The 19495-nt window shown below is 63.1% G+C and carries 17 protein-coding genes; 8 read left to right on the top strand and 9 right to left on the bottom strand.

Features of this window, described 5'->3' with window-relative positions:
- Positions 1-41: 41 nt before the first annotated feature.
- From L1P09_RS16795 to dsbD, 5 genes are all read right to left on the bottom strand, one after another.
- A complete protein-coding gene (locus L1P09_RS16795) occupies positions 42-743 on the bottom strand; it encodes an ATP-binding cassette domain-containing protein (RefSeq protein WP_054882053.1) in 702 nt (233 codons plus the stop codon).
- Positions 744-1376, bottom strand: coding sequence for a hypothetical protein (locus tag L1P09_RS16790; protein WP_232892905.1), 633 nt, complete (start codon positions 1374-1376; stop codon positions 744-746).
- A 553-nt stretch (positions 1377-1929) separates the two neighbouring features.
- Positions 1930-2688 carry a thiol:disulfide interchange protein DsbG gene (gene dsbG, locus L1P09_RS16785; RefSeq protein ID WP_235767917.1) on the bottom strand — a complete coding sequence of 253 codons (759 nt, stop codon included), beginning with the start codon at positions 2686-2688 and terminating at the stop codon, positions 1930-1932.
- Between the two features lies 1 nt (position 2689).
- Positions 2690-3526, bottom strand: a complete 837-nt coding sequence (locus tag L1P09_RS16780; protein ID WP_232892907.1) for a TlpA disulfide reductase family protein — start codon at positions 3524-3526, stop codon at positions 2690-2692.
- Positions 3526-5241, bottom strand: coding sequence for a protein-disulfide reductase DsbD (gene dsbD / locus L1P09_RS16775; RefSeq protein ID WP_232892908.1), 1716 nt, complete (start codon positions 5239-5241; stop codon positions 3526-3528). Before dsbD ends, L1P09_RS16780 begins: the two co-directional genes overlap by 1 nt.
- A 557-nt stretch (positions 5242-5798) precedes the next feature.
- Here dsbD and L1P09_RS16770 point away from each other — a divergent pair.
- From L1P09_RS16770 to L1P09_RS16750, 5 genes are read left to right on the top strand one after another with little or no spacing between them, the layout of a single operon-like run.
- On the top strand, positions 5799-8630 hold the full coding sequence (locus L1P09_RS16770) for a xanthine dehydrogenase family protein molybdopterin-binding subunit (protein WP_054881183.1): 2832 nt from the start codon (positions 5799-5801) through the stop codon (positions 8628-8630).
- Positions 8623-9159 (top strand): (2Fe-2S)-binding protein, encoded by a 537-nt coding sequence (locus tag L1P09_RS16765; protein ID WP_029887985.1) that lies wholly within the window; start codon positions 8623-8625, stop codon positions 9157-9159. Before L1P09_RS16770 ends, L1P09_RS16765 begins: the two co-directional genes overlap by 8 nt.
- A 2-nt stretch (positions 9160-9161) precedes the next feature.
- Positions 9162-10373 carry a cytochrome c gene (locus L1P09_RS16760; protein ID WP_054905382.1) on the top strand — a complete coding sequence of 404 codons (1212 nt, stop codon included), beginning with the start codon at positions 9162-9164 and terminating at the stop codon, positions 10371-10373.
- Positions 10374-10376: 3 nt separating this feature from the next.
- Complete coding sequence (locus tag L1P09_RS16755) at positions 10377-11348, top strand: XdhC family protein (protein ID WP_054905381.1); 972 nt, start codon at positions 10377-10379, stop codon at positions 11346-11348.
- Positions 11345-11923: a nucleotidyltransferase family protein gene (locus L1P09_RS16750; protein ID WP_054905380.1), complete on the top strand. Its 579-nt coding sequence runs from the start codon at positions 11345-11347 to the stop codon at positions 11921-11923. The genes L1P09_RS16755 and L1P09_RS16750 overlap by 4 nt, the downstream gene beginning before the upstream one ends.
- On the opposite strand, the gene L1P09_RS16745 is transcribed toward L1P09_RS16750, so the two are convergent.
- Genes L1P09_RS16745 through L1P09_RS16735 form a run of 3 tightly spaced genes read right to left on the bottom strand, consistent with a single transcriptional unit; the run spans position 11920 to position 14543 of the window.
- Entirely contained in the window at positions 11920-12546 is a 627-nt protein-coding gene (locus L1P09_RS16745; RefSeq protein ID WP_054881180.1) for a GAD-like domain-containing protein, read from the bottom strand. The genes L1P09_RS16750 and L1P09_RS16745 overlap by 4 nt on opposite strands.
- A gap of 23 nt (positions 12547-12569) precedes the next feature.
- Positions 12570-13181 carry a GAD-like domain-containing protein gene (locus L1P09_RS16740; RefSeq protein WP_054881179.1) on the bottom strand — a complete coding sequence of 204 codons (612 nt, stop codon included), beginning with the start codon at positions 13179-13181 and terminating at the stop codon, positions 12570-12572.
- An 18-nt stretch (positions 13182-13199) separates the two neighbouring features.
- On the bottom strand, positions 13200-14543 hold the full coding sequence (locus L1P09_RS16735; RefSeq protein ID WP_235767916.1) for a DUF6861 domain-containing protein: 1344 nt from the start codon (positions 14541-14543) through the stop codon (positions 13200-13202).
- Positions 14544-14753: 210 nt separating this feature from the next.
- Here L1P09_RS16735 and L1P09_RS16730 point away from each other — a divergent pair, with 210 nt between their 5' ends.
- From L1P09_RS16730 to L1P09_RS16720, 3 genes are all read left to right on the top strand, one after another.
- Positions 14754-15437 carry a response regulator gene (locus tag L1P09_RS16730; RefSeq protein WP_009684795.1) on the top strand — a complete coding sequence of 228 codons (684 nt, stop codon included), beginning with the start codon at positions 14754-14756 and terminating at the stop codon, positions 15435-15437.
- Complete coding sequence (locus tag L1P09_RS16725; RefSeq protein WP_009684794.1) at positions 15434-16756, top strand: ATP-binding protein; 1323 nt, start codon at positions 15434-15436, stop codon at positions 16754-16756. Before L1P09_RS16730 ends, L1P09_RS16725 begins: the two co-directional genes overlap by 4 nt.
- A gap of 206 nt (positions 16757-16962) precedes the next feature.
- Positions 16963-18354, top strand: coding sequence for an aspartate aminotransferase family protein (locus L1P09_RS16720; RefSeq protein WP_054905378.1), 1392 nt, complete (start codon positions 16963-16965; stop codon positions 18352-18354).
- Between the two features lie 39 nt (positions 18355-18393).
- Here L1P09_RS16720 and L1P09_RS16715 read toward each other — a convergent pair whose 3' ends face one another.
- Positions 18394-19362, bottom strand: coding sequence for a siderophore-interacting protein (locus tag L1P09_RS16715; protein ID WP_235767915.1), 969 nt, complete (start codon positions 19360-19362; stop codon positions 18394-18396).
- Between the last annotated feature and the right edge of the window lie 133 nt (positions 19363-19495).

Below are 19495 nucleotides of genomic sequence, written 5' to 3'. Positions count from 1 at the left end.
TCTGGCGGCGGGGGTAGGCCATGCAAACAAGATGACTGCATTTACATCGCAGCGTTGATGAAAGCTTCATCATAGGACTTTGCGCTGTAGCGGGTCAGAAACGCTTCACCATTCCCGAACGGCTCGATGCGCTGGTGTGCAAGCATGTAGAACCGGTGGCAGTTCATTACGATTTCTTCGGTGTAGTGAGACGATACCAACACGCTGGCCCCATCTGCACACGCGTTCTTTATGCCCAGCCAGATGTAGTGTCGAAACTCAGGGTCTATGCCGGCGGTCGGTTCGTCGAGGATGATCAGGTCACCACCCATGAGCAGTAGTGTGAGGGTGATGAAACTGCGGATTTCGCCGTAGCTGCAGGTCGATGCCTTTTTCTCAGAGAGGTTGGCGTAGCGCTTTGACAACGCAGGCGACCACTGGCAGAGGCGCGCAAGGGCCTGATGGTGACTGGGTGCCGATGTTGAATTCAACTGGGTGATCAGTTCATAGGCCTCGCCCATTTTCAGCAGCGGCGGTGGCGTTAGTACTTGCGTCAGGTAAAGCTGGCACTTGGAAACGTTGATGATATTGCCTTGGCTAGGCCTTCTGACATTGCATATCAAATCGAAAAGTGTCGTTTTGCCCGCGCCGTTGCATCCCAGTATTCCGACTGCCTCACCTTCGCTTAGGCTCAGCGAGATGTTCTGGAGAAGCGGCGTGTCGGGGTGGGAAAAGCTGAGTTTGTCGAGCGTCAGAAGATTCATTCAATATCGATTCCAGACGGGTTGGATTCTGAATAACTTCGCTGTGACATAAAACCCTATTGCTGAGGCAGCAACGGCTGCAGAGAAGCTCACGCTGAGTGATAGCTGCCCATTGATGATGTTTGCGCTCAAGTAAAGCGGATTGATCGCGCCGAGCCAGTGCGAGGTGTTGGAAGGTGCGCTACCCAGGTAACCAGAAAAGAGCATGAGAAACGAAAGGAATGAAAATACCGTGCCGGCGGTACTGAACCTGATCGGCAGCGCAGCAATGGCCAGGCCTATGCAGGAAAATAGTAAATAGCTTGTGTAGAAAGCCGTTGTGAGATGCAGGAATTCTGGCAGCGAGTAGGGGCCGTACAGTGGTTTGGTGATGATGTAGAAGGCGCTTGAATACAGCAGGCTGATCACGCTATAGCTGAGGGCATGTGACGTCAGGAACAGCGTGATGGCCTCCCGTCGGTAGATGAATGAACGGACAAAACCGCTCTCCCGTCTGCCAATCAAGTAGAAGCTCAGGCCGAAAAAGGCGACGTTTGCGGAGATGTAGGCGTAAAACCAGGCCGCGGAGTGCGTATAACTGGAAGCTGACAGGCCCGTAAATGAAGCGTTCTGCTTCATGATCATGAACATCATGCACGGTGCTACTGCAGTCCATAGCAGTGCGGTAGGTTCTCTCAAGTGCCCAACGAGGAGTAGCCTGGCGACCGAAATTATTCTTCTTGTTCGTCTCATGGTATGCACCCTTCGGAGGTCATGAAGAAGACATTACGCCTGGTGCTATTTTGGAACCAAGCCCTCATGTACGGCGGTTGGGCGCTGAATGTCTGCTGCGAAATCTTTTATTGTCAGGAATGAGGGGTGTCAAGTTTTTCCGCTGAATATTCAGTTTCTAACAGTAGGTGCGTTTGTTGGGGTGGTGATGCTTGTTGTGAGGGGCGTCTGAAGGATGTTTCTGACAATTAATTGATTAGTGGTATTGGGCGGGGCTTTTCAGTTTTTGGTGTGGGCCGTTTCCTACTGGCTTGTAAGGCGTGTAGGGATTTTTATTATGAATACTCTATTTGTGATGAGCGGTATCGATAGTTCTGGTGCACAATTAAGTGTTACAAGGTATAACTTTTCTGCCGAATTCTAGATCGAGCACCGTGCGGGCGGCGCTCGCTATTTGCAGCACTCACCTCAGGCGCTAGCGCTTGCCAAGAATCTTCCCAAGCATCTCCGGCCGTGGTGCGCCTTGCTGGCTCTGCAGCTGACCCTGGTTATCCTGATAGAAAATCGCTGGGGTGGCCTGCAACCCCATCTCTTCCATCAACGCCATGTTTGCCGCCAACTTCTGCTGAACCGCCGGCGGCACCTGCTTCAGCGCTGTCAGGGTGCTGGCCTTGCCGGCCTTCTCATGCGCGTGCAAAGCCTTGGCCGGGTCTTGTGCCGCCAGCAGGGCGGCCGACTTGCCTGGGCTGTCTTCGCGGATGATGCCGACCATGATGTGGCGCAACTGCACCTTGCCCGACTCGACCCAAGGCCGTGCCTGTTCCCAGAACATGTTGCAGTACGGGCAGTTGGGGTCGCTGAACAGGTACACCTTGCGCGGTGCATCGTCCCTGCCATCGGCGATCCAGGCGGTTTTCTCCATCTTCGCCCAGATTTCCTTGCTCAACGGCGCATACACCAGCTTTTCCAGCGGCTCTGCGCTCAGGTCCTTGCCCTGTTCGTCGAACAGGTTGCCGACCAGTACGTGCTTGCCGTCGGGCGTCAGGTACAGGGCCAGGGCGTTGTTCTGGTACTCGGCGGCGTAACCGCGCAGGCCGTTGGGGGCGTCGAAGCTGCCTTTGATCACGGCACCCTTGGCTTGCAGTTGCTGAACCGCCTTGGGCAGCTCTTCGGCCTGCAAGGCGGGGGCGGCCAGCAGGGCCAGGGACAGGGGCAACAGTGCAGTCAATCGCATTTCAGTTTCCTTGTGCGGCAGGGGCGGGCGCAGCGGCCCGCTCGAAAGGTTCCAGGGCGTGGCGCAGGCTGGCCCGGGACAACTCGCCCAGGTGGCTACCGACCAGCCGCCCATGGGCGTCATAGAACAGCGTGGTGGGCAGGGCCATCGAACCGACGCGTTGGGCCAGCAGGCCGGTGCCGTCGAACAGCACGTGGGTCAGGCTCAGGCCGGTGGTGGCGAGGAAGGTGCTGACGTTTTCCGGGGTTTCGCCCTGGTTGACGAACAGGAAGGTCACGTTCGGGTATTCGCTCTGCGCCTGCTGCAGCACCGGCATTTCGCGCCGGCAGGGTGGGCACCAGGTGGCCCAGAGGTTGATCACCAGCGGTGTACCGCGGTAGCTGTGCAGCGCCACGGGCTGGCCGCCGGCATTGCGCAGGTTCAGTTCGGGGAGTTCGGTGCCCTTGCTGTACAAGTGCCCGCCAAAGCTGGCCAGGCCCCAGAACAGCGCGCCGCTGAACAGCGCCCAGCCCAGCGGGCGGCGCAGGCCTGGGTGGCGCCAGCCCTGCCACAGGGCACCGCCCACGATACCCGCCAGGCCCGACCAGAACAGAAAGCCGCCATCACGGATGTCGATGATTTGCAGCGGATCGTCCCGGTACATCGGCCAGTACGCCAGCACGAACCCCGCCCGCGCGCTGAGCAAGCCAAGCAGAAACAGGTTGAACAGCGCCGACTCCGGGCTTTCACCGCCGCGCCGTGCGACCCACCAGCCGACCACGCTGGCGATCACCAGCGCGGTGAGCATGAGCAGGTGGTTCAGGGCCATGGTCAGCGGCCCCAGGGTCACGGTGAGCATCAGCCTTGGCTCCTGGTCTGGGCCCAGTGTTGCTGGAACGCGGCGGCGTCCACTTCACCGGTGATGCGCCGCGCGCGGCGCTCTTCGCCTTCTGGGCCGATCCAGATAATGCTGGGCGGGCCCGGTACCTGGTAGCGTTGTAGCAGCGCTTTGCTGGCGGGGCTGTCGGCGGTCACGTCCAGCCGCAGCAGGTGCACGCCGGCCAGCCCGGCCTGCACGTCGCTGCGGCTGAACACTTGTTTTTCCATCACATTGCACGACACGCACCAGTCGGCGTAGTAGTCGAGCATGACCCATTGCCCGCGAGACTTGGCGGCATCGAGTTCGCGTTGCAGGTCTTCTGGGCGGCTGAGGGTGACGAAGCTATCCTCGGCGTGCGCAGCAGTGGCTGGCGCGGCTGCCCCCCCGGCGAATGGGCGCAGGGGTTGCCAGAGGTCGTCGCCGCCGGCTGCCGCGCCGACCAACAGCAAGCCCCCCCACAGCGCCCCCAGCAGCGGCACTGCGCGCAGTGCCGGCAACCGCTGCAGGGCCGGCCAGGCTGCCCAGGCCAGGGCGACCAGCCAGGCACCGGCAAGGGCCAGCAGCAGGCTGGCCGGCAGCAGGCTGCGCACGGTGTACAGCGCCATGGCCAGGAACACGAAGCCGAATACCGCCTTTACCCGGTCCATCCAGGCGCCCGGGCGTGGCAGGTAGCGGTTGCCCAGGGTGACCAGCAACAGCAGCGGCACGCCCATGCCCAGGCCAAGGGCAAACAGCACCAGCGCGCCTTGCAGCACATCGCCGCTTTGCGCGATGTACAGCAGCGCCCCGGCCAGAGGCGCGGTCATGCAGGGGCCCAGCAGCAAACCGGACAACGCGCCCAGTAAGACCGCACCATACAGGTTGCCGCCGCGGGTGCCTCGCCCGGCCCGGTCGAGACGATCACGCAGGGCGGCGGGCAACTGCAGTTCGAAGGCGCCGAACATCGGCAGGGCGAGGATGATGAACAGCCCCGCCAGGCTGCCCAGCAGCCAGGGTTGTTGCAGCCAGGCTTGCAGGCTGGCGCCTAGCAGCGCGGCGACCACGCCCAGGGCGGCGTAGACCAGGGCCATGCTCAGTACGTAGACCCCGGCCAGCAGCCAACCGCGGCGGGCGCTGGCACCGTTGCCCAACACCAGCCCGGCGAGAATCGGCAGCATCGGCAGCGAGCAGGGGGTAAAGGCCAGCAACAGTCCCAGGCCGAAGAAGGCCAGCAGGCTCCAGGCCAGGTGCCCCTGTTGCAGGCCGCTGGCCAGGGCCTGGTCGCTGGCTTGTTCGGGGGCCGGCGCTACGCTGCCGCCCAGGTCGATGCTGGTGGTCTGTGGCGGGTAGCACAGGCCGGCGTCGGCGCAGCCCTGCCAGCCCAGGCGCAACTGGCCATGGGCGTTGGCCGGCAGCAGCAGCTCGAGCTGGTCACGGTACACCGCGCTGTCGCCGAAGAACTCGTCATGGTGGTTGAGTGCCGGCGGCAATTGCGGCTGTTGATCGCTCGGCAGGCCATCGAATTTGAGGCGCTTCTGATACAGGTAGTAGCCCGGCTTGATCTGGAAGTACAGGCGCATCTGGCCGTCGGCCTGGCGGTCGTGGGTCAGTACGAAGGCCTGCTCGACCGGCAGGAAATCGGGTTTGACGTCGAACGGGTTGGCTTGCAGGGGGGCAGCCAGTAGCAGTGTCAGGAAGAGCAGGAGAACGCGCATGTCTTCGCCTTGGCAGAACGGGGAATGGGGCCATGCTGGCTGGGGTTGATTAAATGAAGGTTAACGGCGGTTTTGAAGGGGGTGTGAGGGTTTTCGGTGCTTGACGGGGGATTTGCAGCGCCTGTGAGATCGAGCGCCGCCCGCGCGGCGCATCGCGAGCTGCGCTCGCTCCTACGCTTGTTTCGGGCCAGTTACGCCCGTGACAGGCGCGCGCGACCGCCTTGTTTGTACGGCGCGGTATTGAGGCATGCGCCAATGCGTTCGCGCGCAAATCCCACAGGCATAAATGGCCCGAAACAAGTGTAGGAGCGAGCGCAGCTCGCGATGCGCCGCGCGGGCGGCGCTCGATCTCCCAAGCGCCGAATCTCCAAAGGCGAACACCTATCAGCCCAAGCACGGATCCTCCGCTTAAAACCCGACACACCGCGACATATTGTCGGCTTGACTTTGCCTGTCCTCGCTAAATTGCTGTAAAGTTGACGTTCAGGTCAGCTTTCTTCAAGCCAGGCCCAGAATCAGAAGAAAGGGCAGACCCTCGACTGCCCAGAGGATCAAGCATGTCCAACCGTGATATTTCCAGGCGCGCCTTCCTGCAAGGCGGCCTGGTCGCTGGTGTCGGTGTGACCATGGCGCCACTTGGCAGCCAGGCATTCGCCGCGCTGATGGAGGAACGCGTCACCGCTTCGCCGCAGAAGTGGATGAACCATGACGGCAAGGCGCGTTTCCGTAACGATGCGTTGTCCAAGGTCTGCGGCGACAAGGTGTTCGCCCGCGACATCCGTGCCAAGGACATGCCAGGCTGGCCGGTGCAGCAGGGCCATGCCTTGCTGCTCAAGGCCACCAAGGCTGACCGCATCTATGCCGGGCATGACCTGAGCCTGCTGGGGGCAGACCTGCAACCAGACCGTGTCGTCACCGCCGCCGACCTGGAACAGGACGGCATCGCCTGGCCCGAAGCGCACTCGCCCGACCCACTGCTGCCGCCCGGCCAAGTACCGATGTTCATCGGCCACCCCGTGGCAATCCTGATCTGGCACGATTTCGAGCGTTTCCGCCAGGCCAAGCGCAAGCTGCAGTTCAACGACCAGGCGATCCGCTACGGCGCCCAGGCGCCGCTGTACCAGCGTGACCCCTATGGCAGCTTCCGCTTCGTGCGGGTGGGCGGCGCCACGCCGTTCGACGACGATGAGTTCTCCAGCCTGAAGAATTCCATGCTGTTCCCCACCATCCTCAACCGCAAGCCGGTGTGGTCGAAACAGCCCAACCAGCATGGTGACCTGACCGAGCAGGGGCTGTTCTACGCCAACCGTATGGCCGAACAGCTGGACAACCCGCCCGAGGACTGGCTGGTGTTCGACGAGCGCTACAAGACGCCGTCCATCGAACCTGCCGCGCTGGAGCCGGACAACGGCAACGGCTGGTACGACCGGGCCAGCGGCACGCTGCACTTCGTGGTTGCCACCCAGTGCCCGTTCGAAGTGGCGCAGGAATGCGTGCACATGATCAAGCCGTCGCGGTTTGCCCTGAACACCCTGAACATGCACCCCGGCTACACCGTGGGCTACGGCTCCAAGGACAACAACATCTTCGTTTTCTACGCTGCCGTGGCTGCGCTGTACGGCGACGGGGTACCGGTCCGCCTGGCCAATGACCGCTACGAGCAGTTCCAGAGCGGCATCAAGCGCCATGCCTTCGATATCCGCTACCAACTGGCGGTGGACAAGAAAGACAACAGCTTCAAGATTTTCCGCGCCGACATGAGCTGCGACGGTGGCGGGCGCATCAACTACAGCCCGTCGGTGGCCGCAGTGGGTGCGACCGCAGCGCAGTCGATCTATTACATGCCGCAGAACGACCTGTCGGTGACTGCCTATTACTCGCGTGGCGTGGAGGCGGGTTCCATGCGCGGCTATGGCACCCTGCAGAGCATGGCGGCGACTGAAATGATGGTCGATGAAATCGCCGGCCGCCTGGGCGTGGATGCCATCGACCTGCGCCGTGCCAACGCGCTGAAGTCGGGCATGAAGAACACCCAGGGGGCGGTGCCGGCCGGCGCCCTGCGCCTGTACGAAATTCTCGACAAGGCCGCCGTGCACGACTGGTGGCGCAACCGTGACGCACGCAAGCAGCAGATGGATGCCAAGGACCAGGATCACTGGTACGGCGTGGGTTTCGCCATCTGCCAGAAAGACTTCGGGACTGGCGCGGAAGCGCCGATGGCCAGCGTCGAGTTCAGCCGCGACGGGCGCATCAGCCTGCGCCACATCGGTACCGAACTGGGCACTGGCATGTCCACTTCGCAGGCCCTGGTGGTCAGCGACTTCCTTGGCCGTTCGGCCGATGAGGTGCGCACTGCCGTTACCGAGTGGCCAGAGCTGCAGCTGACCACCAGCGGCAACCCGTACCTGATCAGCCAGCCCGAACAGGACGCTGCCCTGCGTAACCCGCGCTGGGTGGGCAAGCTGGCGTCGCCATCGTCGGCGACCAACTCGGCGTTCTATTTCAGCCACGCTACCCGCGAAGCTGCACGGGTACTGTTCAACCACGGCCTGTGGCCGGCGGCCATGGCCATCTGGCGCCAGGGGCCTTACGGCGGGCAGGCCAACCCGCTGGTGGTGCGCCGCGAGAACGCTGTGTGGGTCAACGGTGAGCTGACCGGCAACGGCCTGGCTCCGATCCCGTTCGCCCAACTGGCGCAAAAGGCCCATGACATGGGCCTGGTCACCGGTGTGAGCGTCCACGGCTTCAACCGCTGGAGCTGGGCCGAAGCCGACTTCGTCATCGACGGTGTGCGCGAGCGCTTCCCGCTCGACGCCGTGGCCGTGAAATACGGCGACGGCGCGGTCAACGCCAAGAAAGCGCAGATGAGCAGCCACGGTTATCACCTGCTCGACCGGCAGAACGCGGCGTACCCCGATACCCAGCTGAACAACGCCATGGTCACCTACTACAGCCCGGTGGCGACCATTGTCGAAGTCAAGGTCAACAAGGGCACCCACGAAGTGCAAGTGCTCAACCACCACAGCTGGGTCGAGTGCGGCCGGGCGCTGGTGCCGGAGCTGGTCAAAGGCCAGCTCGAAGGTGGCATCGCCATGGGTATCGGGCACGCCCTGACCGAAGAAATGCCAATGTACGAGGGCGGGCCCGGGGAGGGCGACTGGAACTTCAACCGCTACCGCCTGCCGCATGCGCGCGATGTGGCGGTGTGGCAGCAGACCAGCGAAATTCTGCCGCCGCTGTCACCCACCGACCCGTCCAAGGGCATTGCCGAAGTGGTGATGATCCCGGTCGTCGGTGCCATCGGCAATGCCGTCGCGCATGCCATTGGCAAGCGCGTGCGCGATCTGCCCATTACCCCAGCCCGTATCAAGGAGGCCCTCAATGGCTAACCGCCCACTGCAACTGACCCTCAACGGTCAACCGGTCGGCCCGGTCGAGGTCCCCGACGACCTGGCGATGCTCGACTACCTGCACGAACACCAGAACCTCACCGGTTCGCGCCTGGGCTGCGGCCAGGGCATCTGCCATGCCTGCGTGGTGATCGTGGACAACCCGGACGGCACCTGCGAAGAAGTGCGTACCTGCATCACCGGTGCCCACTACTTTGCAGGCAAGAAAGTGCGCACCATCGAAGGCCATGCCAGCAAGGACGAGGCCGGCAACCTGACGCTGAACCCGATCCAGCAGAAGTTCGTCGACCTGTTCGCCTTCCAGTGCAGTTACTGCGCACCAGGCTTCGTCAACGCCGCTACCGTGCTGGTGGAAACCGCCCAGCGCCAGCCGCTGAACAAGAGCGAAGTGCAAGACCGCATCGAGGCCAGCCTCGGGCACCACATTTGCCGGTGCACTGGCTACGTGCGTTACTACGACGCCACCCGCCAGGTGCTCAACGACCTCGGCCTGGTCAAGGAGGGTTGAACATGGGCTTCGTACGTAGCGCATTGGCGCTGGCGTTGGGTGTTGCCGTCAGTTCGGCGGCCCTGGCCGCCGATGAAGCGCAGGTCAAGCGCGGTGAATACCTGGCCCGCGCCGCCGACTGCATGGCCTGCCACACCGCCGAAGGTGGCGCACCGTATGCCGGCGGCCTGCCGATCCATTCGCCGTTCGGCACCATCTACGGCAGCAACATCACCCCGGACAAGCAGTACGGCATCGGCAACTACAGCGCCGACGAGTTTTTCGCAGCAGTCACGCAGGGCAAGCGCAAGGATGGTGCCAACCTTTATCCCGCGATGCCTTACACCTCGTACCACCTGATCAAGCGCGAAGACTCGGACGCGATTCTTGCCTACCTGAAAACCGTACCGCCGATCAACCGCCCGGCCCCGCAGACGGCGCTGCGCTTCCCGTTCAACGTGCGCATGGGCCTGAGCGGCTGGAACCTGTTGTATGGCAAGAGCGTGCAGCTGCAGCCAGCCGAGGGCAAAAGCCCGGCCTGGCAGCGTGGCCAGTACCTGGTCGAAGTCATGGGCCACTGTGGCGAGTGCCACACCCCACGCAATGCGATCGGTGCACTGCAGCAGGACCAGCGCCTGAGCGGCGGCCTGCTGGCGGGTTACCTGGCGCCCAGCCTGCTGGCGCAAGACCTGGCTGAGCGGGGCTGGACCCAGCCAGACTTGACCACCTTCCTCAAGCACGGCATCAGCGCCCAGGGCAGTATGTTCAACGAGATGTTCCCGGTGGTGCACCACAGCACCCAGCACCTGGAGGACGCCGACCTGGCGGCCATGGCCACCTACCTGCTGGGCGACCAGCCGCCCGCTGCCAAGGTCATCCAGCCGGTTGCCCTGGCGCAGATGAGCGACAGTGCCCAGCGCGGCCACCAGCAGTACCTGAACGTTTGCGCCGGCTGCCATGGGGTCGACGGCGAGGGCAAGCCACACGTCGCCGTGGCCATGCAGGGCAATACCGTGCTGCGCCAGGCCGACTCGCGCAACCTGGTCAAGGTCATCCTCGAAGGCATCCGCGAACAACAGTTCACCGGCTTCGAGCGCATGCAGCCGATGCCGGGCTTTGCCGATAAGCTCGATGACCGGCAGGTGACGGACATGGTCAACTACCTGCGCCAGGCCTGGGGTGGATTGCCCGGTGACCTGAAGGTCCAGCAGCTCGCCGAGCTGCAGGCGGAGTAACCGGTGCAGCATCTCGATCTTCAGGTGATACGCCAGGCCTTGCAGTGGTCGTGCAGCGGTCAGCGGGTGTGGTTGTGCACGGTACTCGCCACCTACGGTTCGGCGCCGCGTGCACCGGGGTCGCTGCTGGCGGTCAACGCCAGCGGCCAGTGGCTGGGGTCGTTGTCTGGCGGCTGCGTAGAGGACGACTTCCTGCACCGTGTGGCCTTGGGCGAGTTCGCCGAGCCGGTCACCCTTGTGCGTTACGGCGATGGCAGCGACCCCCGCTCGGGCATTCGCCTGCCGTGCGGCGGGGTGCTGGAAGTGCTGGTGGAAAACCTGGCGGCCGAGTGCGACGTGCAGGCCCACCTGCGCGAGTTGCAAAGCGCATTGCTGGGGCAGCGCCGGTTGTTGCGTGAAGTGCGCCTGCCCGACGGCAACCGCCAGTTGGTGCCTGACACCAGCCAGGGGCCGCGGGTGCAGCGTGAGCCCACCTGTGTACGGCTGCGCGTCGGCGCCGCCCAGCGCCTGCTGCTGGCGGGCTATTCCAGCGTGGCGCACTGTTGCGCCGAGTTCGGCAAAGGCCTGGGCTTCGAAGTGATTCTCTGCGAGCCACGTGATGAAGTGCTCGACGGCGTGCACCTGGACGGCATCGAGCTACGCCGCGAGCTGCCGTCGGAATTTATCGCCAATGGCGGTTGCCATGCCGACACGGCGGTGGTTGCATTGACCCATGATCCGAAAATCGATGACCTGGCCATGCTTGAAGCGGTGCGTACCGAAGCGTTCTACATCGGCGTGATGGGCTCGAAGGCCACCTCTGACAAGCGTCGCGAGCGCTTGCAGCGCATCGGTGGCCTCAGTAGCGACCAGTTGGCGCGTATCCATGCGCCGATCGGCCTCAACCTGGGTAGCAAGACCCCGGCGGAAATCGCCCTGGCGGTGCTGGCCGATATCTTGCGCCTGCGCAACGGCATTGGGCGGGCGGCACTATGAGTGTGGTGGCGTTGGTGTTGGCGGCTGGCAGCAGCTTACGCTTCGGCGGTGACAAGCGCCGGGCGCTGATGGCGGATGGTCGCAGCCTGCTGGTGCACAGTGTCGAACGTGCCTGCGCGGTGTTTGAGGAGGTGCGGGTGGTGTTGCGCGCCGGCGAACGGGCAGAGGCGCTGGGTTTGCCATCGGCGTGCCGGGTCATTTCCAGTGTCGATTGCGCACGGGGCATGGGCCATAGCCTGGCGGCCGGCGCCGCCTCGCTGGCAGATTGCGAGGCGCGGGCGGTAGCGGTTGTGTTGGGCGACATGCCCTGGGTGGCGCCCGCCACGCTTGGCTTGCTTGCACGCCAGGCCAGTGCGTCAACGATAGTCCTGCCTTGGCATGCCGGGCGGCAGGGCCATCCGGTGTTGTTCGGCCGTGATTTCTGGCCGGCGCTTGTCCGGTTGCAGGGTGATGAAGGGGCGCGATCGGTAGTGAAGGCTCACCCAGAAAGTTGCGTCAGGGTGCACGTGCAGGACGTCGGCGTGCTTCAGGATGTCGACAGGCCGGAGGCATTGAACCCGCACGTCAGGGCCTAATCCTCCCCTTCGTCAGCCCATTCATAGGGTTGCAGTTCGCTCAATTGGGAGAGCAGCAGCAGATGCTCCACCACCTTGAGCTTTTCAAGCCGCTCAAGGCTGTCTGACCCTCCCAGCATCAAGGCGGGGACAAAGCCATACATTTCATCTACGCCCAAGGTGCCGAGCCGTTCCCTGGCAGGTTCGAACAGGTCGTCGAAATAGATGCATTCGGTCATTAGCCACATGAGCAAACCATGGATCTTGTTGTCGCGTTCTTCGTCTCCTGAACTGTGAGCGCCATCGAGGTAGCGGGAATGGTAGGCCGCGATGGTCAGCACCGAGCCGGTTTTCTCACCCCATAGGTACAGGTCGCCAAAAGCGCTGCGGGCGATGAGGTGATAAGTGTCGCATGCTTCGAAGTGCGTACCTGCCAACCAAGAGGCCACTACCTCCTGGTATTCCTGGGGATTTACCAGCCAGAACAAGCCGCCGCCGTAGCCGCACCAGCCGTGGTCTTGCCAGTATTCAAGGAGGCGGTTCGGGAGTTTGCCTCTGTAATGATCGATGGCGGCAGGTGGCACGGGCTGCTGGCCGATGGGGGCGCCGAAGGTTTCCAGGAAAATGCTGAAGACTACGTCCATGGTTTCGAGTCCCTTTTGGGTTTTTAGAAGTCGGAGAAGCGGTAGGGCTCAAGTGCAGTTAGCTTTGAGAGCATTATTAAATGTTCCAGGGTGTTTACTTTTTCGATTCGCTCTAAACTCGCTTTCCCACCAAAGGCAAGTGCGGGGTTGAATCCATACATTTCATTGTGATTGAGTATGCCAAGTTTTTTCCTTGCTGCTTCGAATAACCCTTCGAAATCATTGCTGTCCTTTTTTGTCTGTAGGAAGAATGATTGCACATGTCTGTCGATGTTAGAGGTGCGGCGGTTGTTGCCGCAGTAATGTGAGATATGGCTGGCAATGCTCAGTGAAAAGCCTGTTCTTTCACCGTACAAGTATAGATCGCCGAATGCCCCACGCGCGATTACGTGATAGTTGTCATGCGCGGCCAAGGGCGTGCCATTGATCCAATACGCAACGACACCCTCATACTCTTGAGGGTCGACCGTCCAAAAAATGCCGTCACCGTATCCGCACCACCCGTATTTTGCCCAATATTCCATCAATTTTTCTGGTAGTTTTCCCCTGTAGCGTTCGATGGCCGAGGCAGGTACCTCCTGCCTGAGAATAGGTTGTCCAATTTTTTCGATGAAGGAGGCGTAGACGTCATCCATTATGAGGTCCCTATCAATCTAGCATTTGTGTAATTTGATGTTCATGAGGGAAGCACCGCTGCCCGATTTCAATGTTTGTTCGGCAGCTGTCTGCATACTCTTGATCTTGCTTTTCCACTGGGGGCCTATGGTGGAGTTGACTTGCCTGTCCCCGAAATCGTCAATGGCATCTTTGCCTCCGGCGGTCAAATCAGGGTTGTGCAAGGCTGCAAGCGTTGCCATGGTCTCCTTAGCTAATCTTGCAGCCATCCTTTGGGCCTCAAATAGACTCATCTCGTCCGGCAAGTCATCCAGTATCCGCTGCTCCAACTTGTCTTGCATCTGCTTGCGAGCTTTGCGTGCCAAAATTGGGTTTCGCTTTACGGGATTGGCGACATTTTCCAAAAACTCTTCAACCGTCAGTCGATTCAACCCCTCCTGCTGCCCCTTCAATTGCCGTTCAAACTCGCCATGCTTCGATGCTGGCAATTTGTCCGCCTTGAAACACGCCACGGTGTGCAATGGCATGCTAGCGGGCTTGACTGTCGAGGGCTCATGTTCTTTTCCCGCCTGCCGGTTCGGCTGAACTGGCTGCGGCTCATTCCCCGCACCCTTGCGCCGTTCCGGCACTTGCAGATCTGGCCGTTTCTTCAACCCTTCCTCATGCTTGAGCATCCATTGCCCAAGGCGCGCGCCTTTGCTGCTGGCGGCCATTTCCTGCGCGAGCACCCGTGCGTCACCGCGACCGCGGGTAAGGTACGAGACGATCGCCCCCAACAGCAGCACCACTACTTCCACGTGGCCCAAGGCGATGTGATGGGCAGCCCTGGAAATCGCCTGCGGATCATCGCCCCCAAAGGGGTTGTAGCTATCGTCCCGCGTGCCCTCCCAGGCTATGCGAATGCCATCGAGGTAGTACTCGCCGATGCGGGGCAGGCCTTCAATGAAGAACTCGGCGATGGAGGCAAGCCCCAGTACGCCAAGTATCCAGCCGCTGACCTTGAGGCCCATCGCCGCGCCAGCGCCGGCCAAGGGAATGGCCCCTGCACCTGCGCCAAATGCCCCGATGCCAGCGCCAATGGCGCCGCCGGTGAGGGTGCTGCCGACGACGATCATCGCCATCTCCCTCACCACCTTGAGCAGTTCGTTGAGGATGCTGGCGATTTCCAGGTCGGCAAAGCGTTGGTGCAGGATACTGCCGGCCTGCCACTCGGCCTGGTTGAAGGCCGACTGGACGGCCCTGACCCGACGTAGGTTGAGGGCCAGTGAGGCCACAGGTTCATTGAGGTAGCTACGAAATTGGGCGCGTCCCTGATAGCCCATTTCATCGGTAACACGTGATTCGATCTCGAACCACGAGGGCACGAGGTAATCCAGGTGCATGAGGTGTCTCCCTGACAGCGTGTGCAGGGGGAAATCCCATCATGGATTTGGTTCGGAAATTCCTGAGTCGGCTGTAGGAAAAGGAGACTTCGTTCAAGGCGGTCGCACGCGCTCAAGCCGCGCTCGCCCAGCCCACCTGCAAAGGTCCATAATCCCCCCTTAATCCCTTCATAGTGCAATGCCAGCCACACCAATGCGGGAGCCCACACCATGCACGTTCTGCTCTGCGAGGACGACGACCTGATCGCTGCCGGCATCTGCGCCGGCCTTACCGCCCAGGGCCTGACCGTCGACCGGGTGGGCAACGCCGCCGCTGCGCGGGCCATGCTGCAGGCGGCGCAGTTCGACGTGATGGTCCTCGACCTGGGCCTGCCCGACGAAGACGGCCTCAAGCTGCTGCGCCGCCTGCGCGAAAAAGGCGAGACCTTGCCGGTACTGGTGCTCACCGCGCGCGACGCCGTCACCGATCGCGTCGATGGCCTGCAGGCCGGTGCCGACGATTACCTGCTCAAGCCCTTCGACCTGCGCGAGCTGGCTGCACGCCTGCACACCCTGCTGCGGCGGGTGGCGGGGCGGGCGGTCAATGTGATCGAGCACGGCCCGCTGCGTTACGACCCCAGCAGTTGCGAGGCGACCCTGGCCGGCCAGCAGGTCGACCTTTCCCGCCGTGAACAGGCGCTGTTGCAGGCCCTGCTGCAAAACCCCGGGCGGGTGTTGTCCAGCGAGCAGTTGAAGGACTGCGTGTATGGCTTCAGTGACGAAGTGGAAAGCAACGCCCTGAACGTGCATATCCACCACCTGCGGCGCAAGCTCGGCAACGGTATCGTCGAGACCGTGCGCGGCCTGGGCTACCGCCTGGGCCCGGCGCAGGCACCGGAAGAGGCCGCACCGTGAGCCTGCGGGTACGCTTGAGCCTGATCCTGGGCAGTGCCTTCATCATCATCTGGGTGCTGGCTGCGGCATGGATGCTGCGCGACCTGCGCCAGCAGATGATGTTTTCCCTCGACCAACGGCTGGTCGCCTCGGCGCGCATGGTCGCCGGGCTGATCGACCAGTTGCCGCAGCCCTTGACGGCCAAGGGCGGCGAGGCGCATTTCTCGGCCGACCAGTTCAGCGTGCCGGACGGCATGGCCTGCCAGGTCAGCTCTCTGCGCGGCGAAATCCTCGCCAGCAACCACAAGCACGATGGGACCATGGATGACGAGCGCAGCGGCTTCCGCGACCAGACCATCGACGGCGCTTCGTGGCGCACCTTCACCTACAACCATGGGGATGTGCGCATCACCACCGCCGACCGGCATATGGAGCGTGAAGCGCTGAACCAGTCGATCCTGCTGGCGGCTTCGGCGCCGGTGCTGATGGCCCTGCTCGGTAGCCTGGGGTTGTTGTGGATCGGCCTGGGCAAGGGCTTGGAACCGCTCAACCGCATGCGCGATGCCTTGCGCCGCAGGCGCGCCGACAGCGTGGAGCCGTTGCAGGTGGCGGGCCTGCCCAGCGAGTTGCAACCGTTGCTGGACACCCAGAACCAGCTGTTCCTGCGCATTGCCCAGACCATCGAACGCGAGCGGCGCCTGACCGACGATGCCGCGCACGAGTTGCGCAGCCCGTTGACCGCAATCAAGACCCACCTGCAGGTGGCGCGCATGACCGATGGCGCCGTGCGCGAGCAGGCACTGGAGCATGCCGAGCAGGGCGCCGACCGCATGCACCGTACCCTTGAGCAACTGCTGATGCTGGCACGGGTGGAGGGCAGCCTTTCGTTCGAGGATGGCGTGCAGTGCAGCGCCGAGCAGGTGGCCCGCCAGGCCGTACAGGATGCCGGTGGGGGTGACAACCGGCGTATCGTGTTGCGCCTGCCTGAAGAGGCCACGCAGATCTACCTGGGCATGCCGGCGCCGCTGGCAGTGGCCGCGCTGCGCAACCTGCTGGACAACGCCCTGCGCCATGGCGGCGAACAGGCAGTGGAGTTGGAGGTGCAGATGGCTGACGGGCAGGTGGGCTTCATGGTGCGTGACCATGGGCCGGGGATTGCCGAGGCGGATCTGGAACACCTTACCGAGCGTTTCTGGCGCAGCGGGCAGAGCGGTGGTTGCGGGCTGGGGTTGGCGATTGTGCAGGCGATCGTGCAGCGGTGTGCCGGTAGCCTCAGGTTCGACAGCAGTAGCGATGGCTTGCGGGTGTGGTTGCAAGTGCCGGCGCGTTCGAGCAGTTGATTTTCACTGCCTGTGCCGGCCCTTTCGCGGGCTTGCCCGCTCCCACAGGGTCAGGCGCTGTGCAGTACCTGTGGGAGCGGGCAAGCCCGCGAAAGGGCCGGCACAGGGTAAGTAAAATACAGTAACAACCGCTAAATCCTCCCAGCACCCAAGCGTTTTCCAAGCGACGAACACCCGCACTTTCGCTCGCTTGCGAGGATTTACCCATGTCCACCGCTTCCAGCCTTGCCCAGGTCCCGCCGGCCAGCGTGTCGCAGGCCCTGTACGAATTCACCGACTCACCCTTGCTGCAACGCCAGCAACAGCAGGAGTCCAACGCCCGCAGCTACCCACGGCGCATCCCGCTGGCGCTCAAGCGCGCCAGGGGTATCCACGTCGAAGACGTCGAAGGCCGACAGTTCATCGACTGCCTGGCGGGCGCCGGCACCCTGGCGCTGGGCCATAACCACCCGGTGGTGATCGAGGCGATCCAGCGTGTGCTGGCCGATGAGATCCCCTTGCACACACTCGACCTGACTACACCGGTCAAGGACCGCTTCGTTCAGGACCTGTACAGCATCCTGCCCGAGGCCCTGCGCCGCGAGGCCAAGGTGCAGTTCTGCGGCCCGACCGGGACCGACGCCGTGGAGGCGGCACTCAAGCTGGTGCGCAGCGCCACCGGGCGCAGCACCGTGCTGGCCTTCCAGGGCGCCTACCATGGCATGAGTCAGGGGGCCCTGAGCCTGATGGGCAGCCATGGTCCCAAGCAACCGCTGGGTGCCTTGTTGAGCAGCGGCGTGCAGTTCATGCCATACCCGTACGACTACCGCTGCCCGTTCGGCCTGGGCGGTGAGGCCGGGGTCAAGGCCAACCTGCATTACCTGCAAAACCTGCTGCTCGATCCGGAAAGCGGGGTGCCACTGCCGGCTGCAGTCATCCTGGAGGTGGTGCAGGGCGAGGGCGGGGTGATCCCGGCCGATATCGAATGGCTCAAGGGCGTGCGCCGGATCACCGAGCAGGCGGGTGTGGCCTTGATCGTCGATGAGATTCAGAGCGGCTTTGCCCGTACCGGGCGGATGTTCGCCTTCGAGCATGCCGGCATCGTGCCGGACGTGGTCACGCTTTCCAAGGCCATTGGCGGCAGCCTGCCGTTGGCGGTGGTGGTGTATCGCGACTGGCTGGACACGTGGAAACCGGGGGCGCACGCCGGCACCTTCCGCGGTAACCAGATGGCCATGGCGGCGGGTTCGGCGGTGATCGACTACCTGGTCGAGCATCGCCTGGCCGAGCATGCCGAGGCCATGGGGCTACGGTTGCGTGGGCACCTGCAGCGCCTGCAGCGGGACTACCCGCAGTTGGGTGATATCCGTGGCCGGGGCTTGATGCTGGGCGTGGAGCTGGTCGACCCGCAAGGCCAGCCCGATGCGCTGGGCCACCCACCGGCTAACCGCGACCTGGCGCCGAAGGTGCAGCGCGAGTGCCTCAGGCGTGGGCTGATCCTGGAGCTGGGTGGGCGGCATGGCGCGGTGGTGCGCTTCCTGCCGCCGTTGATCATCAGCGGCGAGCAGATCGATGACGTTGCACAGCGTTTTGCCGAGGCGTTGAGCGCGGCAGTCTGAACCATTGCCGGGGCCGCAAAGTGCCCCGGCTATCTCACGTCAATCAAAGGTCCGCCCGGCCCGCCAATAGCCCATCAGGGTCAGGCACGCGCGTTGCAACCCGCGCTCCTTGATCAGATACCGGCGAATATCCATCACTGTCGCCGATTCCCCCGCGACCCATGCATGGAATGTGCTCCTGGCACTACTGGCCTGCTCCCACAGTATTCGTGTGTCGATATCTACCTCTTCCAGCTTTACCCGCGACGCGGCCTGCCCTTGAGGCAGGCTGGCCAGTTCGCGCACCGCATGCTGCATGGCCTGGCCATGCGCGCAGCCCAGCAGCTCGCGCGGCAGCCAATGCAGTTCGGTGGCATCGCCATGGCGCAGATCCAGGCAGTCAGCTTGCAACGGCACCTCGATGAACGCCTGCACCGCAAGCTCGGGCTGGGTCCCTGCCAGTTGCTCAAGAATGCCGGCAATCGCCGGCAGTGCCGTTTCGTCACCTACCAGCAGTACGTTGCGTACGCCCTGGGGTGGCTTCCATTCATAACCGCCGGGGTCGCCGGCATAGTCCAGGTTGGGCGCAAGCATCTGCAGGCGGTCACCTACCTGGGCATGGGTGGCCCAAGCCGAAGCAGGGCCGTTGACGCCATGCAGCACGAAATCTACATCGACTTCCAGTGCTTCCCGACGCAGCGCGCGGATGGTGTAGGTCCGCATGGGTGGGCGTTGCGCGGGCGGCAAGGCGCTGTGCGCCGTTTTCCAGTGGGCATCGGCGGGAACTACAGGCAGCGAACCATCTGGGGGGGGAAAGAACAGCTTGACCCGTTGATCGGGGGCCATGGTGGCCATCCGCGCCACATCCGCAGCGGTGAACACCAGGCGTGCAAGTGATGGGGAAAGGGTGATGCGTTGCTTGAGCTGCAGATCGAACAGGCGGTAGGCGCTGGCAGCCGGGCCGGGGCTGCCGACCAGGCGGCGCAGGCCTTGCTGGAGTGCCTGGGTGATGCGGGAGGGGCTAGGCATGCGAAGGTCCTCTTGCAGGGCGGCTTTGTTGGTAAACGAGCCGCCGCAACGGCAAATTAACGCCTCCCTGTTGGCCGGTCGGCCACGCCCGGGGTTGCCCCGGGGTGTGTCTGCAGCTGCCGTGTGGGGGCGC

It is taken from the genome of Pseudomonas juntendi (assembly GCF_021560075.1).
Taxonomy (GTDB): domain Bacteria; phylum Pseudomonadota; class Gammaproteobacteria; order Pseudomonadales; family Pseudomonadaceae; genus Aquipseudomonas; species Aquipseudomonas juntendi.
This window is presented reverse-complemented; position numbering and strand designations above follow the sequence as displayed.

Bases quoted from the DNA above. Each gene is read 5' to 3' on its own strand.
- L1P09_RS16795 (WP_054882053.1), bottom strand. From the start codon at position 743: ATGAATCTTCTGACGCTCGACAAACTCAGCTTTTCCCACCCCGACACG.
- L1P09_RS16790 (WP_232892905.1), bottom strand. From the start codon at position 1,376: ATGATGTTCATGATCATGAAGCAGAACGCTTCATTTACGGGCCTGTCA.
- dsbG (WP_235767917.1), bottom strand. From the start codon at position 2,688: ATGCGATTGACTGCACTGTTGCCCCTGTCCCTGGCCCTGCTGGCCGCC.
- L1P09_RS16780 (WP_232892907.1), bottom strand. From the start codon at position 3,526: ATGCTCACCGTGACCCTGGGGCCGCTGACCATGGCCCTGAACCACCTG.
- dsbD (WP_232892908.1), bottom strand. From the start codon at position 5,241: ATGCGCGTTCTCCTGCTCTTCCTGACACTGCTACTGGCTGCCCCCCTG.
- L1P09_RS16770 (WP_054881183.1), top strand. From the start codon at position 5,799: ATGTCCAACCGTGATATTTCCAGGCGCGCCTTCCTGCAAGGCGGCCTG.
- L1P09_RS16765 (WP_029887985.1), top strand. From the start codon at position 8,623: ATGGCTAACCGCCCACTGCAACTGACCCTCAACGGTCAACCGGTCGGC.
- L1P09_RS16760 (WP_054905382.1), top strand. From the start codon at position 9,162: ATGGGCTTCGTACGTAGCGCATTGGCGCTGGCGTTGGGTGTTGCCGTC.
- L1P09_RS16750 (WP_054905380.1), top strand. From the start codon at position 11,345: ATGAGTGTGGTGGCGTTGGTGTTGGCGGCTGGCAGCAGCTTACGCTTC.
- L1P09_RS16745 (WP_054881180.1), bottom strand. From the start codon at position 12,546: ATGGACGTAGTCTTCAGCATTTTCCTGGAAACCTTCGGCGCCCCCATC.
- L1P09_RS16740 (WP_054881179.1), bottom strand. From the start codon at position 13,181: ATGGATGACGTCTACGCCTCCTTCATCGAAAAAATTGGACAACCTATT.
- L1P09_RS16735 (WP_235767916.1), bottom strand. From the start codon at position 14,543: ATGCACCTGGATTACCTCGTGCCCTCGTGGTTCGAGATCGAATCACGT.
- L1P09_RS16730 (WP_009684795.1), top strand. From the start codon at position 14,754: ATGCACGTTCTGCTCTGCGAGGACGACGACCTGATCGCTGCCGGCATC.
- L1P09_RS16720 (WP_054905378.1), top strand. From the start codon at position 16,963: ATGTCCACCGCTTCCAGCCTTGCCCAGGTCCCGCCGGCCAGCGTGTCG.
- L1P09_RS16715 (WP_235767915.1), bottom strand. From the start codon at position 19,362: ATGCCTAGCCCCTCCCGCATCACCCAGGCACTCCAGCAAGGCCTGCGC.